This is a genomic window from Shewanella sp. 0m-8 (assembly GCF_052977265.1).
In genome coordinates this window covers 1-15741 of the sequence record NZ_JBRIMB010000026.1, presented here as the reverse complement: position 1 = coordinate 15741, position 15741 = coordinate 1, and the positions used below count along the sequence as shown (strand labels likewise).

Below are 15741 nucleotides of genomic sequence, written 5' to 3'. Positions count from 1 at the left end.
ACTACTTGGCGTTTTGACGGTACAAATCAATCAAGTCAATGAAGTGATTAAACAGTGGCGCCGCATCATGTGGTCCAGGACTCGCTTCAGGGTGTCCTTGGAAACTAAATGCAGGCTTATCTGTAAGGTGTATACCTTGCAGTGAACCATCAAATAGTGACTTATGTGTCACTTTAATATTGGCTGGTAAGCTTGTTTCATCCGCAGCAAAACCGTGGTTTTGGCTGGTGATCATCACATTACCTTGCTCAATATTGCTCACAGGGTGGTTAGCACCGTGATGACCAAACTTCATTTTCAGTGTTTTAGCACCTGAAGCTAATGCCAGCAGCTGGTGACCAAGACAGATACCAAAAACTGGAATGTCAGTCTTTAAAATCTCTTGAATCGCAGCAATTGCATAATCACATGGCTCAGGGTCACCAGGGCCATTTGATAGGAAAACCCCATCAGGATTCATAGCAAGTACTTCTGCAGCAGGAGTTTGAGCTGGTACAACAGTGACATCACAGCCACGGTCAACCAACATGCGTAAAATATTACGCTTCACGCCATAATCATAAGCAACGACTTTATATTTAAGCTCAGCTTCAGGCGTATCAGATGGCAAACCGCCAACTAAACGCCAGCTACCGCTGCGCCATGAATATGTTTCGTTTGTGGTGACTTCTTTAGCCAAATCCATGCCTTTAAGGCCTGGGAAGGCTTTAGCTGCAGCTAGCGCTTTAGCTTCATCTAAATCACCCACCATGATACAACCGGCTTGAGCGCCTTTTTCACGTAGGATACGAGTTAATTTACGAGTATCGATATCAGCAATACCAACAACGTTGTTAGCGATCAAATAATCGCTTAAAGATTGCTGATTACGAAAGTTACTTGCGATTAGCGGCAAGTCTCGAATGATAAGGCCACATGCATGAACAGAGCTAGACTCTGTATCTTCATCATTGGTACCAGTATTACCAATATGTGGATAAGTGAGGGTTACCATTTGACGTGAATATGATGGATCAGTCAAAATTTCTTGGTAACCGGTCATTGAAGTGTTAAAAACGACTTCACCAACAGACATCCCTTCAGCACCAATTGCAGTGCCAGAAAAAATGGTTCCATCTTCAAGTACGAGTAAGGCAGACTTTGTCAACGCGACCTCCGGAAAGAGCCAAATCATTGAAATTAATTGTTTTTTATATGTTTTTAAAATACCAACTTTCGCTAAAATGCAAAATTTTGACAAATTCCGCCGATTTTATATGTAAAAGCAAAACCTGTCTATAGATGAAGAAAGTATTTTATCAAAAAAATTTCAAGCAAAAAAAAACCGCTAATAGCGGTTTTAAATAATTATGCCTTCAAGCCTAAGACTTGCTGCATATCGTAAAGCCCTGCATTTTGCTCGACTAACCAGGTTGCGGCGCGCATAGCACCATTTGCAAAGGTCATTCGGCTCGATGCTTTATGGGTGATCTCTAGTCGTTCACCCATATCGGCAAATAATGCGGTATGCTCACCCACGATATCGCCAGCACGCACAGTAGCGAAACCTATGGTTTCTCTATCACGCTCACCAGTAATCCCCTCGCGACCATACACTGCACACTTTTCCAGATCACGGCCTAAGGTTTCAGCGATCACTTCACCCATCTTCAGCGCGGTACCTGACGGTGCATCTTTCTTATATCTATGGTGAGCTTCTATGATCTCGATATCGCTGTATTGGCCCATCACCTCTGCGGCCACTTCAAGCAGTTTCCACATAAGATTAACGCCAACCGCCATATTTGGCGCCATGACAATCGGTATCTGATCAGAGTAGGCAGAAATTTGCTCTTTCTGAGCATGATTGAACCCGGTGGTGCCTATAACGATTGCTTTGCCATTCTTTGCACACCAGTCTGTATGCACAACACTGGCTTCAGGTGAAGTAAAATCGATAAGCACATCAAAATCATCAACCGCTTTATCGAGAGAGTCGGTAATGGCCACATTCATCGCCCCAACGCCTGCAAGTTCACCCGCATCGACGCCCATCAGAGTCGAACCAGCTCGTTCAATCGCCGCGCCCAACAAAATCATTTCATTTTGTTTTGCCGCTTCAATAAGAGTACGTCCCATACGGCCACTGCCGCCTGTTATTGCCACTCTTACTTGTTCAGTCATCTCAGTACTCCCTGCAAATGTCAAAAAAAAGCCTAAGTATTAACTTAGGCTTATTGTCTAACTTAGATAATGTCTAACAATTCAACTTCGAATACCAAAGTTGAATATGGCGGGATTGCAGCACCTGCGCCGCGCTCACCGTATGCTAGGTGCTGTGGTACAAATAGTCTCCACTTAGAACCTGTAGGCATAAGTTGCAATGCTTCAGTCCAACCAGCGATAACGCCAGATACTGGGAATTCTGCTGGCTCGCCACGAGCAACAGAACTATCGAATACGTCACCAGAGATAAAAGTACCGTGGTAGTGAGTACGTACTGTAGAGTCGTAACCAGGCTTATCACCGTTACCTTCAGTAATGATTTCGTACTGTAGACCTGAGTCCAAAGTCACAACACCTTCACGAGCACCATTATCAGTAAGGAATTTTTCACCTACTTCTGATGCAGCCGCAGCAGCAGCTTCTTGAACTTTCTGGATACGCTGGCTGATTTCAGTGAAAGCAACTTGCATATCTTGCATAGACACTAGGCTTTCTTTACCTTCGAATGCGTCAGATAGACCCAATTGAACAGCAGAAATATCGATACCTTCAAACGAGTTTGCAGCTAGTTGCTCACCTAGTTGACGACCAACACCGTAGCTTGCTTGCTCTTCAATTGTACTGAACTTATCAGACATAATGATTGTACTCTCATTGATTCAATTTAAATTTCGCGCGAAACTTTATCATAATTTCTGTGATATTGCCCTAAAAACCGTAGCTATTTTGGTCTTTGGCAAGAATTTTTCATACTCGCGTTACTGGCATTATATAGAGGTTGGGCTTTCGCCTGCATTTGTTGTAACTGTGCAATACGCTGCCCATGGGATGGATGAGTAGAAAGCAGCTCTGGCCCCTGCTCGCCGCCCGCTTTAGACATATTGCGCCACAGATCGACACTCTGAGCTGGATCAAATCCCGCTTTGGCCATCAATTCGACACCTATCATATCGGCTTCTGATTCTTGGTCACGACCATAGGGGAGTATGTATCCAACTTGTACACCTAAACCAAGGGCTGCCATATAAAGTTCTTTATCCGCAATCCCCCCCGCGCCTAAGGCAAGATCTGCCAGTTGCATGCCTGCACCTGTCATCTGTGCGCGCGACACTTGCTCGTTACTGTGGTTTGCCAGTACATGAGCCACCTCATGACCAATCACTGTGGCAAGCTGGTCAGGATTGGTCGCCACGTTTAGCAGACCGGTGTAAACCCCTATATGGCCACCAGGCAGCGCAAACGCGTTGACTTGCTCTGACTCAAATACCACGACCTCCCATGGCAAACTCTGATCGGGTAACGCTTGAGTAATACGCAGTGCAACGCAATTAACATAGCTGTTTATCGCTCTGTCTTGGCTAACTGTCTCTTGCTGCTTGAGCTGAGCAAATGAAGTATCACCAAGCTGCGACATCTCTTCTGATGAAAACAGCAAGGTTTGCCCCCGCCCTGTTGGCGATTGATGAGTAGCGCAGCCCGTACACAATAATACAGCGCTAAGCAGTAATAGTATTCCTTTCATATAAGCTTAACTCCCTTCACGTAAAACATAATATATAGCTTTAGTGCAAATAACCTAAGTACAAATAGCTTCAGCACATATAACAAAAAGCCCCGCATTCGCGAGGCTTAAATTATATACTGAACGAGCTCAGATTTAGCTATTCAGATCTTGAAAAAACTTCTTCACGCCATCGAAGAAACCATCAGCCTTTGGACTGTGCTTCTTTGATTGACCCGTTAACGTATCTTCAAATTCACGTAGTAGCTCTTTTTGACGCTCATTAAGGTTGACAGGTGTTTCCATGACGACCTTACATAGCAAGTCACCCACTGCATGACTGCGAACAGACTTAACACCTTTACCGCGCATACGGAACATGCGTCCAGTTTGGGTTTCAGTTGGGATCTTAAGATTAACCTTACCATCAAGTGTTGGCACTTCAATCTCGCCGCCTAACGCCGCTTTGCTGAACGAAATAGGCACTTCACAATAAAGGTTGTTGCCATCACGCTGGAAGATGGCATGTTCACGAACACTCACCTGAACATATAAGTCACCTGGTGGTGCACCAAACTCGCCCGCTTCACCTTCGCCAGAAAGACGAATACGATCGCCTGTATCAACCCCAGCTGGGATCTTAACTGATAAGGTCTTGCTCTTTTCTACGCGACCTTCACCATGACACTTGTTACAAGGATCTTTAATGATCTTGCCACGGCCATGACAGGTTGGACAGGCTTGCTGCACTGCGAAGAAACCTTGACGCATCTGTACTTGGCCTTGGCCATGACAGGTACCACAAGTTGTTGGCGAGGAGCCTTTCTTAGCACCGCTGCCGTCACACACATCACAAGCCGCTAATGTTGGAATACGTAGCTCTTTGGTTAAGCCGCGAACCGCCTCTTCTAAAGACAACTCTAAGTTGTAACGTAAGTCACTTCCGCGCGCAGCTTGACGTTGACCACCGCGGCGTCCGCCGCCGAAGATATCGCCGAACACATCACCAAATACGTCGCCAAAATCACCGCCGCCAAAACCACCGCCGCCACCACGATTAGGATCAACGCCAGCATGACCAAACTGGTCATAGGCCGCTTTCTTATCGCTGTCGGTTAGAATTTCGTAAGCTTCTTTAACTTCTTTAAAGCTTGCTTCAGCTTCTTTGTTACCCGGATTGCGGTCTGGGTGAAATTTCATTGCTAAACGCTTATAAGCTTTCTTTATTTCGCGTTCGCTGGCGTCACGTCCGACACCTAATACTTCGTAAAAATCGCGCTTTGACATAGTTTTTAATACTTTTTGGCTAAAGTTGCACAAACGGGCGTTAGAGTTTCCTCATAACGCCCGCTACAATAATTTAGGAATTACCCGTCATTATTTTTTGTCGTCTTTAACTTCTTCAAACTCAGCGTCAACTACGTCATCTTCAGGCTTAGAAGCTTGTGCTTCGCCTTGAGGTTGACCTTGCTCAGTTTGAGCCTTAGCTTGAGCGATTTCCATTAATTTAGAAGACGCTTCCATTAGCTCTTGAGTAGACTTTTCAATCGCTTCTTTGTCATTGCCTTTAACAGCAGTGTCAACGTTAGCCATTGCAGCTTCAATCTTCTCTTTCTCGTCCGCTGGTAGTGCCTCACCCGCTTCTTCGATCTGCTTCTTAGTTGCGTGAACCATGCCATCAGCCTGGTTACGAGCTGTAGCTAGCTCTTCGAACTTAGCATCTTCATCAGCATGTGCTTCAGCGTCACGAACCATAGCGTCCACTTCCTCATCACTTAGACCAGAAGAGGCTTTAATCGTGATGTTTTGTGCTTTGCCAGTCTTCTTGTCTGTAGCAGATACATGCAAGATACCGTCAGCATCGATGTCAAAAGTCACTTCGACCTGTGGCATGCCACGTGGTGCAGGCTCAATACCTTCTAGGTTAAATTGACCTAAAGACTTGTTACCGCTTGATTGCTTACGCTCACCTTGAAGTACGTGAATAGTCACAGCACTTTGGTTGTCGTCAGCAGTCGAGAATGTTTGTGACGCTTTAGTCGGGATAGTGGTGTTCTTCTCGATAAGCTTCGTCATGATGCTACCCATAGTCTCAATACCTAGAGACAGTGGCGTAACGTCTAGTAGCAGTACGTCTTTAACTTCACCTGATAGTACACCCGCTTGAACCGCTGCACCGATAGCAACCGCTTCATCAGGGTTAACATCTTGACGTAGCTCTTTGCCAAAGAATGCAGAAACTTCTTCACGCACTTTAGGCATACGAGTCTGGCCACCCACTAGAATCACTTCGTTGATGTCAGAAACTGAAAGGTCAGCATCTGCAAGTGCAACTTTTAGTGGCTCAAGTGAACGTTTAATCAAATCTTCAACAAGTGACTCAAGTTTTGCACGAGTGATTTTAACCACTAAGTGCTTAGGACCTGTTGCGTCAGCTGTGATGTAAGGCAGGTTAACTTCAGTTTGTGTTGTGCTCGATAGTTCGATCTTCGCTTTTTCTGCCGCTTCTTTTAGACGCTGCATCGCTAGTGGATCGTTACGTAGGTCAAGACCTTGCTCTTTTTTGAACTCGTCAGCAAGATACTTAATCATACGGTTATCAAAGTCTTCACCACCTAAGTGAGTGTCACCGTTAGTTGCAAGTACTTCGAACGTTTGCTCGCCATCAACACTGTCGATTTCGATGATAGAGATATCAAATGTACCACCACCTAAATCGTATACAGCAACGATATTGTCGCCTTGCTTCTTATCGATACCGTAAGCAAGTGCCGCCGCTGTTGGCTCGTTGATGATACGCTTAACTTCAAGACCTGCGATGCGACCCGCATCTTTAGTTGCTTGACGTTGTGAATCGTTAAAGTAAGCAGGAACGGTAATAACCGCTTCAGTCACTTCTTCACCTAAGAAATCTTCTGCCGTTTTCTTCATCTTCTTCAAGATTTCAGCAGAGATTTGTGGTGGAGCCATTTTCTTGCCTTGTGCTTCAACCCATGCATCGCCATTGTCAGCGCTGATGATTTTGAATGGCATGATGTCAACGTCACGCTGAACTTCGTCATCTTTAAAACGACGGCCAATTAGACGCTTAATAGCAAATACTGTGTTCGTTGGGTTTGTTACAGCCTGACGCTTTGCAGACTGGCCAACTAATGTTTCATCAGCAGTGTATGCGATGATTGAGGGTGTCGTACGATCGCCTTCAGCATTCTCCAATACGCGTGCTTTGCCGCCATCTAATACTGCAACACAAGAGTTAGTTGTGCCTAAATCGATACCAATAATTCTACCCATGGAGTCCTCCGAAAAACTTTTAAAAACTAAATTTGTTATCTGGTTTATGAAGTGGGGACAGACTTAATACTTTTCAAGTCTTTTTTATCACCCTAAATCTTCTCATAAACCCTATATTGGGACGTTTAGAATGAATACAAGGGATAAATTTAAATTTTATCTTAAGAGTGCATTAATTTGATCTAGGACGCGGTTAAAAAAACGGTAAAACGTATAATGAATACAATCTTAAAGATGGCGCACGATATCAGAGCTAAAACTGGATTATGCGCTTTGTCATCATCTTGTTGTATAGAGTAGTAAACATTGAAATCATCCCATCAAGCATACGTATTTGGCATTGGCGCCATTTTCTTGTGGTCCACTGTCGCAACGGCGTTTAAGTTAGCTTTGGCGCACTTTACACCCTTACAATTGGTGTTTATTGCCGTGACTACATCTATCTTTGCTTTAGGTGCGATATTAATCGCCCAAAAAAAGCTGTCACTCATTAAGCAGCAATTTTGGGGGCGACCTTGGTTTTATTTGCAAACAGGCCTGCTCAACCCGTTTCTGTATTATCTAGTCCTGTTCAAAGCCTATGATCTTTTACCTGCTCAGCAAGCATTGTCCTTAAATTACACTTGGGCGATTTTGTTACCTTTATTATCAGTGCCATTACTGGGGCAAAAATTAAGAAAGAGTGACATTACGGCCGCACTGGTAGCGTACTGCGGTGTATTCTTTATTGCGACAAAAGGTAATATCACCAACGTTCACTTTGAAAGCATGACTGGTGTAGTGCTTGCGTTAACCAGTACCCTGCTTTGGTCGCTTTACTGGATAGTGAATACTAAAGATAAGGGCGATCCCGTTGTTAGCCTATTATTAAGCTTTTTGGTCGGGCTGCCTTTTATTGTGGTGGCGCTGTTATTGACTCAGTCATTACCCACTTGGGACATAAAAGCCATATTCGCTGGCGTATATGTTGGGCTGTTTGAAATGGGCGTTACTTTTGTGCTTTGGTTAATCGCCTTAAAGAAAGCAGAGCGCACTGCGAGTATCAGCACGCTAGTATTTATTACGCCAGTGATGTCGATAGGCTTTATCGCTTGGATTTTACAAGAGAGCATTGAAAAATCGACATACATAGGCTTAGGTTTGATTATATTCGCGCTGGCATTACAGCAAATATTGCCTAAAGTCGGTCAGTGGCGCGCAAAAAAGCGTATCCCTGTATAACATCTAGGCATAATATCTAGGCATGAAAGACTAACGCCAATCAAGGGAGGGCTGCACTAGTCCTTCCTCCCCGTTCTAACACCATGGATCTAATATCATGGCTTTAAAGCAATGCTTAGCACTATGGTTTCAAAACAAAGCCGACCTTGAGTCGGTTTTTTCATCTGTTTAATGTACATTGGACTAAACTAAATTCGAGATAAAATAGATTCGGTCTAAATAAAATTAGACTAAACAGAATCGGGCCAAACTAAAGCTGAACTAAAAATAGAACTGAACAAAATGGGGCTAAACACGAAGAGTTAGTAGCAGGTCAACACAGCTAACAATCATTCTTTTACCCATTTAATGTTATTCTTCTACAACTTATGGACTTTTTTTCTATGGCCAATTGTAAATAAGTTCAAGCTTAGGTATAAGTGTAACAACTGCGTAACAATACGGAAATTAGTTATGTATTACAAATATATGGATGCATTAAAGTTTTTTAGGCAAGCTAAAGTCGTTAAGTTTATCAGGCTGAGCTCAATGGCATTTGCTATTGCTATGCTAATACATGAATTACAACAAGAGCGTTCGTACACTTGGTACTTCGCATTTTTGTATTGCTTTTTCTTGCTGCCATCACTCTATTTTACCCGGGAGATCCAATACCGTCATTTTTTCCATATGCGAGGTTTTCTCACCCCCTTTAGGATCTACACCTCGGTGATGGCAATCGTCTACTTGGTGCTATACCTGCACCAAGTCATCACTTATGAGCCGCTCGTATTCCCACCTTTACCCACTTATACCCATTAGTGTAAGAAAATATCAGCATAAAAAAGCCGCTCAATGCGGCTTTTTTATGCTGATACAGAAGCGAATTAATTTAACTTCGAATGGTATAATCGCCCCACGCTAACCACTTATAGGTTGTCAGTGCTTCTAGTCCCATAGGTCCACGAGCATGCAACTTTTGGGTGCTTACCGCCACTTCGGCACCTAGGCCAAATTCGCCACCATCGGTAAAGCGAGTGCTAGCATTAACATAGACGGCTGCCGAGTCGATAGCATTCATAAACTCACTGGCTATATGGATATTGTCAGTCAAAATCGACTCTGAATGTCCGCTTGAGAACGTACGAATATGTTCTACCGCTTGGCTTAAGTCAGCAACAACCTTAATCCCGAGTGTTAACGATAGCCATTCAGTGGCAAAACTTTCGTCGTTGGCAGCACAAACCTCAATCCCTTGCGTGTTTAACATCGCTTGCGTCTGGTCGCAGCCATAAAACTTAACCCCAAGGCTTGCAAGGTGCTTGCATAACTGAGGAATAAACTGCTTGGCATGGCTTTGATGAATAAGCACGGTATCAAGCGCATTACATACTGTAGGTCGTTGAACTTTAGCGTTTTCAATAACTGCAATCGCTTTTTCTAAGTTAGCCTCAGCATCGACATAGATATGACAAATACCAATCCCGCCCAAGATCACCGGAATCGTGGCTTGCTCGGCGCATAAACGTTGTAAATTTTGACCACCGCGCGGCACTATCATATCGACATATTTATCGAGTTTTAATAATCCAGATACCAAGCTTCTATCAGGGCTATCAATTAGCTGCACACAATCTTCTGATAAACCGTGCTCGACCATAGCGCTACGGATCACAGTGCATAGGGCTTTGTTCGACGCTAACGTTTCTTTACCGCCACGCAGAATCACCGCATTACCGGTTTTAAGGGCTAGCACTGCAATATCGACGGTAACATTTGGACGCGCTTCATAAATAACGCCAATAACCCCAAGCGGCACACGCCTGCGTGATAAGCGCAAACCGTTATCTAAAAGGCGGCTATCAATTTCGCTTCCGACTGGATCGGTCAAGCCAATCACGTTATCAATATCGCTAATCACGCCCATCAGTCTGGTTTCATCAAGCAACAAGCGATCGATCATCGCATCAGATAGGCCATTGGCTTTAGCGGCAGCAACATCTTGCAGGTTTGCATTGACTATGTCTGCTTTTGCGGCAGTCAGCTTTTGCGCGATGCACTTAAGCAGTGCAGATTTCTGGTTGCCAGAAAGTGTCGCTAATGCATAACTTGCCTGCTTAGCATTTTGCCCTAAAGCCGTTAAATATTCTTCGTTATTCATAACACCACCATGTCGTTGCGGTGAACTACTGCATCACCATAATCGTAGCCAAGCATCTCTTCGATGCTATCAGAGTGCTTACCAGCAATTTTACTGACATCTAGTGAGCCGTATCGACTCATGCCTTTGGCGTAAACCTTACCCTTTGTATCAACAAGCTCTATGGTATCACCGCGCTGAAAAAGACCGTTAACCTCGATGATCCCTTTAGAGAGCAAGCTTCTGCCTTTCTCGGTGACTGCGCCAATTGCGCCGCTATCAAGTACCAGCTGTCCACGAGCCTTAGGCCCTGCCAGAATCCACTGTTTACGACTCTCAAGCGGGTGCTCAAGCGCGGTAAAATGAGTACCGACAGGTTTTGAGCAGACCACGTTTTGAATCACATCTTTATGATGTCCTGACGCGATGACCACTTCAACACCAGCACGGCGTGCAATGTCTGCAGCCTCGAGCTTAGTCGCCATGCCACCAGTGCCCAGCCCAGAAACAGCGCCACCAGCCAGCATGCGTAAACTATCATCAATATTTTGAACTTCAGTGATCAGCTTTGCATCCGGATTTTTACGCGGATCAGCATCAAACAAACCTTTTTGGTCGGTCAATAAGATCAATAGGTCCGCATCACATAACAGTGCGGCTCTGGCTGATAAATTATCATTGTCGCCCACTTTAATCTCGGCCGTTGCTACGGCGTCATTTTCGTTAATAATGGGAATAATGCCATTGTTAAGCAGTGCATTAAGAGAGTCTCTCGCGTTTAAGTAGCGCTCTCTGTCATGCAGGTCGGCGCGGGTCAGCAATAGCTGGCCGACATGCAAACCATAAATACTGAATAACTGAGACCAAGCAAGAATAAGTTGGCTTTGCCCTACCGCAGCGAGCAGCTGTTTACTGGCTATGGTATCGGGTAGTTTGGGGTAGCCTAAATGCTCTTTACCCGCAGCGATTGCTCCCGAGGTGCACAAAACGACTTCTACGCCAGCTTTCATCAAGCCAGCCATCTGTCGTGCTAATTCAACCATGTGTGCTTTATCTAACTTTAAGCTGCCAGATGTCAGTACACTTGTTCCCAATTTAACCACTACGCGGCGGTAACTAATCTCACTTAAGTTCATTATTTGCTAACAAAATTACATTGAATAAAACCTTATACCCAATCTAGGTTTGAATTGGTAGTAAGCACCAACAAAGAAACTGAAAAAAAAGGCTGAATTAGGGGTTTCTCGTAAAAATGGCAGGAAATTTAGCAGAATATTGAAATTTAACGCGAGATTTTTTAACAGTCAGAGCTAATACCCATAAACACAAAAGCCACAGCGAGTGCGGCTTTTGTGTGTGCAGCTTAAGTCAATTAAGCGCTAGCCATAAATAAACTTAGCAATAAATAGAGCTGCTAATATCACCACGCCAACGCTTAAGTCCTTATAACGTCCACTCATCAACTTAATGACCGCATATGAGATAAAGCCCATCGCAATGCCTGTAGCGATTGAAAATGTCAGCGGCATTAAAATACACACCACAACGACTGGCGCTGCCTCGGTAATATCTTCCCACTCAATATGAACCAGCCCAGACATCATTAAGATTGCCACATAAAATAGCGTTCCAGCAGTCGCATACGCAGGCACCATAGCAGCCAAAGGAGAGATAAACAGCGAGCCGAGAAATAACAAGCCAACCACAATAGCCGTTAACCCTGTGCGCCCGCCCGCACTCACACCGGCGGTACTCTCAATATAACTGGTAGTGGTCGACGTACCGAGCATGGCACCGGCGATGGTGGCTGTGCTATCTGCAGTCAATGCACGATTAAGGCGTGGCAGGCGTCCTTTATCATCCAAGAAACCACCACGCTGAGCCACTGCAACTAAGGTGCCGGACGTATCGAACAGATCGACAAACAAAAAGGCAAACACCACCGACAACATACTGATCTCAAGCACACTCGATAGGTCCATCTTCATAAAAGTCGGTACTATTGAAGGTGGCATAGCAACCACGCCTTGATACTGCACATTACCCAATAATAGCCCTAATGCGGTAACGGCAAGAATACTAACAATAACTGCCGACTTCATACCTCGGTGCACCATGGCAATAATCAAGAAAAAACCCAGTACCGCCATAACGGCAGGAAATGCAGTCACATCTCCCATGGTGACTAAGGTTGCAGGACTCGCAACCACAATCCCCGCACTTTTCAGCCCGATAAGCGCTAAAAATAGGCCGATACCCGCTGCAATACCAAAACGCAAAGACATAGGGATGCTATTGACTATCCATTCACGGATCCGCACTAAAGACAGCACTAAGAAGCAGATCCCCGATAGGAAAACCGCACCCAGCGCGGTTTCCCACGAATAGCCCATCTCGCCAACAACCGTATAGGTAAAAAAAGCGTTTAATCCCATACCTGGTGCCAGCGCAATGGGATAGTTGGCAACGAAACCCATGATAAAGCAACCAATGGCGGCAGCTAAACAGGTCGCAACGAATACGGCGCCATGATCCATACCGGCATCAGCGAGCATCATAGGATTAACGAAAATAATGTAGGCCATGGTCAAAAATGTTGTTAGGCCCGCAACGACTTCTTGTTTTAACGAAGTTTGGTTTTGTTTTAATTTGAATATTTTCTCTAGCATGGAGCTGAGTCCCTTATTTTTTATTATATTGATTTGTAGGGTGTACTCATTGAGAGCACTTAAGTATGACTTTTCTTTTTATGAAACAATAATAGTTTTATTTACAGGGAGTCTAGGTTGATAAAGCACGCATATAGAGGTGTACAATAACTGTCCAATTTGTACATTTCGAAGCGATTATACGGAGGCTTTAGGCCAGAGGCTAGATATTTAAAACGCATGTTTATTTTTGAGTTTGGCAATTCGGGAGGCTACTCAGTTCAGTTTTAGCCTGCTTCAGTGATCTGATTGTTTTGCTGTTGATAACAATTGGCATGTCAGCGATTAACGTTAGACTTCGTCTAAAAATTAAAGCAATCAAACTTCGTTTGATAAAAGGTCGTGAACTTCCAAGTCACTGAAGGATTTCAAGTTAGATTGCGTCGAACAACTAAAGTCGCGGCGCTTCGCCTGCGGCCAGCGCATATGCAGACACTGCCGTGACACGCAGCAAGTCCATCCCTGGAAGCTCGGCCATGACGTCCATGTCATGGACGGTCACGGCCGTATCTACACCGAGTTAGAAAAACACAAGCTTTGACATTGGAAGTTAAGGTTGTCCTATCTTTTATGGGAATCACTCTTAAATGCTTTTTATACCAACTTTAGCTCAAATGACTCGACGGTTTTCTCAATTTCTACAGGGTTGGTAGTAGAAGCTTTATACTCTGGGTCTTCTAAATGAGATTGATTTAATATTCTGGTAATCTCTATTGAGAAAGTTTCTAAGTTAGTAGCATTTTCTAATAGCCCAAAGTCAAAGCCGGACTCCACTAACTTTTTATAAATACCAGCTAGTATCATTGAAATTGACACTTGGAACTTATTACCACGCTTTGAAGAAATACCATATATCTCTCTAGAAAAAGGGTATGGCGTTATGTTGGCTAGCGTGGATACAAATGCATTAAATCCATCGAGTAAACGCTCTGTTTTCTCAAAGTTTTGATCGCACGTATCATTTTCTGACTAGTAGTTTAATCTAAGCCACCCATGATAAATCAACAAGATAGCCCCCACTTGCCAGATTGAGATTCCAAGCCACATAAAACTATCAAGTCATATTTCCAGATTGGCGATTAAAGATAAGACAGTATCAATTAGCGATGCTTTTGCTGAAAAGTAATGGATTTTAAACAAAGAGAGTTAGCTCATAGAATGATTCTATAAACTAAATAAGAAGATTGTGTGAATGCTTAACCTGCCTGGAGGTACTCGCAGCTGCGCGCGAAATGCCGTCGTCGCTTTTCTAGGTGTTCACAGTAGTCAGTTAACTCCTGTAACGAACCAACCGGCCCATGGAACAACTTACCAAAATCTGTAGCAAGCTTGACCCAGTTCTCACTAGCAATATTGAGTGTATTCAGAATCTTTTCTGCATTAGCAGAAATGGCTCCTCGCTTGTCATCCCTAATGATTCGACCCGTTTCATCAACAAGCGTTAGGTAATCTTCAAACGAGAAGTTAATGCCTTTCGGTTGATACTTTTTTTCATTACCAAGAAAGGGCAGTAACTTGGCAGGCTGCTTGCCCTTTAATGCAGCCTTCACTCTTAGTTGCAAGCTGGTATAGTCTGATTGTTCAGGTATTTTAACCACCTTGGCGCGTATAGGATTAAGCTCAACATAGGCCATACAGGCAAGTACTGCGGCTTCATCAAGTAATGCTTGTGACTTAAAGCGTCCTTCCCAAAAATGCCCAGTACAGTTGTCTTCATAATTTGCTTGCCTTGCTATCGGTTCATTAAGGCAACGCATAAACCAACTGATATCACTTAAGCGTGAACGATAAGTCGCAATGAGTTTTTTTAATACTGCGACCATGCATGCTTCAATCACATCACCTTTAACAAACTTTTGAGTTAAGTCTGTACCGTTAAACAGCTTATGCCATTGTTCAACAACATCCCTATCCGTCCAGCTATTTACCGCCTCTAGGTCGATATAAAGCACCACATGTAGATGATTACTCATCACAGCATACGCAGCAACATCAATTGCAAACACCTCTGTTAACTTCAGAATTTGCGACTCAACCCAACCACGGCGATGGTCATAGTTCTTGCCTGTGTATTTATCATCACCACACAAATAGGCGCGCCGAACTACACGGCTACAACAATGATAATACGGCGTGTCTTCAAGGCTTATTAAGGTACTTCTTGCTCGCGGCATACCAACTTCCTACTTCAGCATTCACTAAAGTTTAGTCAGCGGAAGTAGAACTTGTCATTTATATTGGGTGTCAAAGCTTGAATCATAAGACGAAGTCTAACTTAAGGCTCAGGTGCAACCTGATTTCTAACCTTAAATCCAAGGCAAAGAACACCAGCTCAAAGAGCTGGCAAAACATGTTTCAACTATCTCTAACAAAGCGCTATAAGGAAATCGGCATAATGTTGCTGGCGTTAATTCATTGCAATATCGGTATTGACGCCCACCAGCCTTTAGCATCCATTAAAATTTAGGCAAAAAAAAACCAGCTCAAAGAGCTGGTAAGACATGTTTCAAGTGTTCCATAAGGAAATCGGTTAGCGCGCCAGCGTTAATCAATGGCATATCAACTGTGTCAATATACAACTTGAGGTCTAAACACACCCAAAGGGTGTTATAAGGTTGATGGATGATGGATGATGGATGATGGATGATGGATGATGGATGATGGATGATGGATGATGGATGATGGATGATGGA

At 44.0% G+C, this 15741-nt stretch carries 14 protein-coding genes; 2 read left to right on the top strand and 12 right to left on the bottom strand.

Going from position 1 to position 15741, the window contains the following annotated elements:
* Window position 1: 1 nt before the first annotated feature.
* The 6 genes from carA to dnaK form a co-directional block, all read right to left on the bottom strand.
* The gene (gene carA / locus ACVBIO_RS13110; protein ID WP_447160130.1) at window positions 2-1174 is read right to left on the bottom strand and encodes a glutamine-hydrolyzing carbamoyl-phosphate synthase small subunit; all 1173 of its coding nucleotides are present in this window, start codon (window positions 1172-1174) and stop codon (window positions 2-4) included.
* Between the two features lie 173 nt (window positions 1175-1347).
* A complete protein-coding gene (dapB, locus tag ACVBIO_RS13105; RefSeq protein WP_447160131.1) occupies window positions 1348-2163 on the bottom strand; it encodes a 4-hydroxy-tetrahydrodipicolinate reductase in 816 nt (271 codons plus the stop codon).
* Window positions 2164-2225: 62 nt separating this feature from the next.
* A complete protein-coding gene (locus ACVBIO_RS13100; RefSeq protein WP_447160132.1) occupies window positions 2226-2843 on the bottom strand; it encodes an FKBP-type peptidyl-prolyl cis-trans isomerase in 618 nt (205 codons plus the stop codon).
* Window positions 2844-2926: 83 nt separating this feature from the next.
* On the bottom strand, window positions 2927-3727 hold the full coding sequence (locus tag ACVBIO_RS13095) for a M48 family metallopeptidase (RefSeq protein ID WP_447163331.1): 801 nt from the start codon (window positions 3725-3727) through the stop codon (window positions 2927-2929).
* Window positions 3728-3862: 135 nt separating this feature from the next.
* Window positions 3863-4993, bottom strand: a complete 1131-nt coding sequence (gene dnaJ, locus ACVBIO_RS13090; protein ID WP_447172784.1) for a molecular chaperone DnaJ — start codon at window positions 4991-4993, stop codon at window positions 3863-3865.
* 90 nt (window positions 4994-5083) lie between these two features.
* A complete protein-coding gene (gene dnaK, locus ACVBIO_RS13085; protein WP_447160135.1) occupies window positions 5084-7000 on the bottom strand; it encodes a molecular chaperone DnaK in 1917 nt (638 codons plus the stop codon).
* Window positions 7001-7306: 306 nt separating this feature from the next.
* Here dnaK and ACVBIO_RS13080 point away from each other — a divergent pair, with 306 nt between their 5' ends.
* Window positions 7307-8221: a DMT family transporter gene (locus tag ACVBIO_RS13080; protein WP_447160136.1), complete on the top strand. Its 915-nt coding sequence runs from the start codon at window positions 7307-7309 to the stop codon at window positions 8219-8221.
* A 453-nt stretch (window positions 8222-8674) separates the two neighbouring features.
* Window positions 8675-9022 (top strand): hypothetical protein, encoded by a 348-nt coding sequence (locus ACVBIO_RS13075; RefSeq protein WP_447160137.1) that lies wholly within the window; start codon window positions 8675-8677, stop codon window positions 9020-9022.
* Window positions 9023-9092: 70 nt separating this feature from the next.
* Here the strand turns inward: ACVBIO_RS13075 and ACVBIO_RS13070 are convergent, their stop codons facing one another.
* The 6 genes from ACVBIO_RS13070 to ACVBIO_RS13045 all read right to left on the bottom strand — a co-directional run.
* Window positions 9093-10361, bottom strand: a complete 1269-nt coding sequence (locus ACVBIO_RS13070; protein WP_447160138.1) for a glutamate-5-semialdehyde dehydrogenase — start codon at window positions 10359-10361, stop codon at window positions 9093-9095.
* Complete coding sequence (proB, locus tag ACVBIO_RS13065; RefSeq protein ID WP_447172783.1) at window positions 10358-11476, bottom strand: glutamate 5-kinase; 1119 nt, start codon at window positions 11474-11476, stop codon at window positions 10358-10360. Before proB ends, ACVBIO_RS13070 begins: the two co-directional genes overlap by 4 nt.
* 243 nt (window positions 11477-11719) lie before the next feature.
* Window positions 11720-13009 carry an NCS2 family permease gene (locus tag ACVBIO_RS13060; RefSeq protein WP_447172782.1) on the bottom strand — a complete coding sequence of 430 codons (1290 nt, stop codon included), beginning with the start codon at window positions 13007-13009 and terminating at the stop codon, window positions 11720-11722.
* A 633-nt stretch (window positions 13010-13642) separates the two neighbouring features.
* Entirely contained in the window at window positions 13643-13864 is a 222-nt protein-coding gene (locus ACVBIO_RS13055) for a hypothetical protein (protein ID WP_447160141.1), read from the bottom strand.
* A 380-nt stretch (window positions 13865-14244) separates the two neighbouring features.
* Window positions 14245-15222, bottom strand: coding sequence for a transposase (locus ACVBIO_RS13050; RefSeq protein WP_447172781.1), 978 nt, complete (start codon window positions 15220-15222; stop codon window positions 14245-14247).
* A gap of 309 nt (window positions 15223-15531) precedes the next feature.
* The coding region (locus tag ACVBIO_RS13045) for a hypothetical protein (protein ID WP_447172780.1) at window positions 15532-15741 on the bottom strand (210 nt) is incomplete at its 5' end.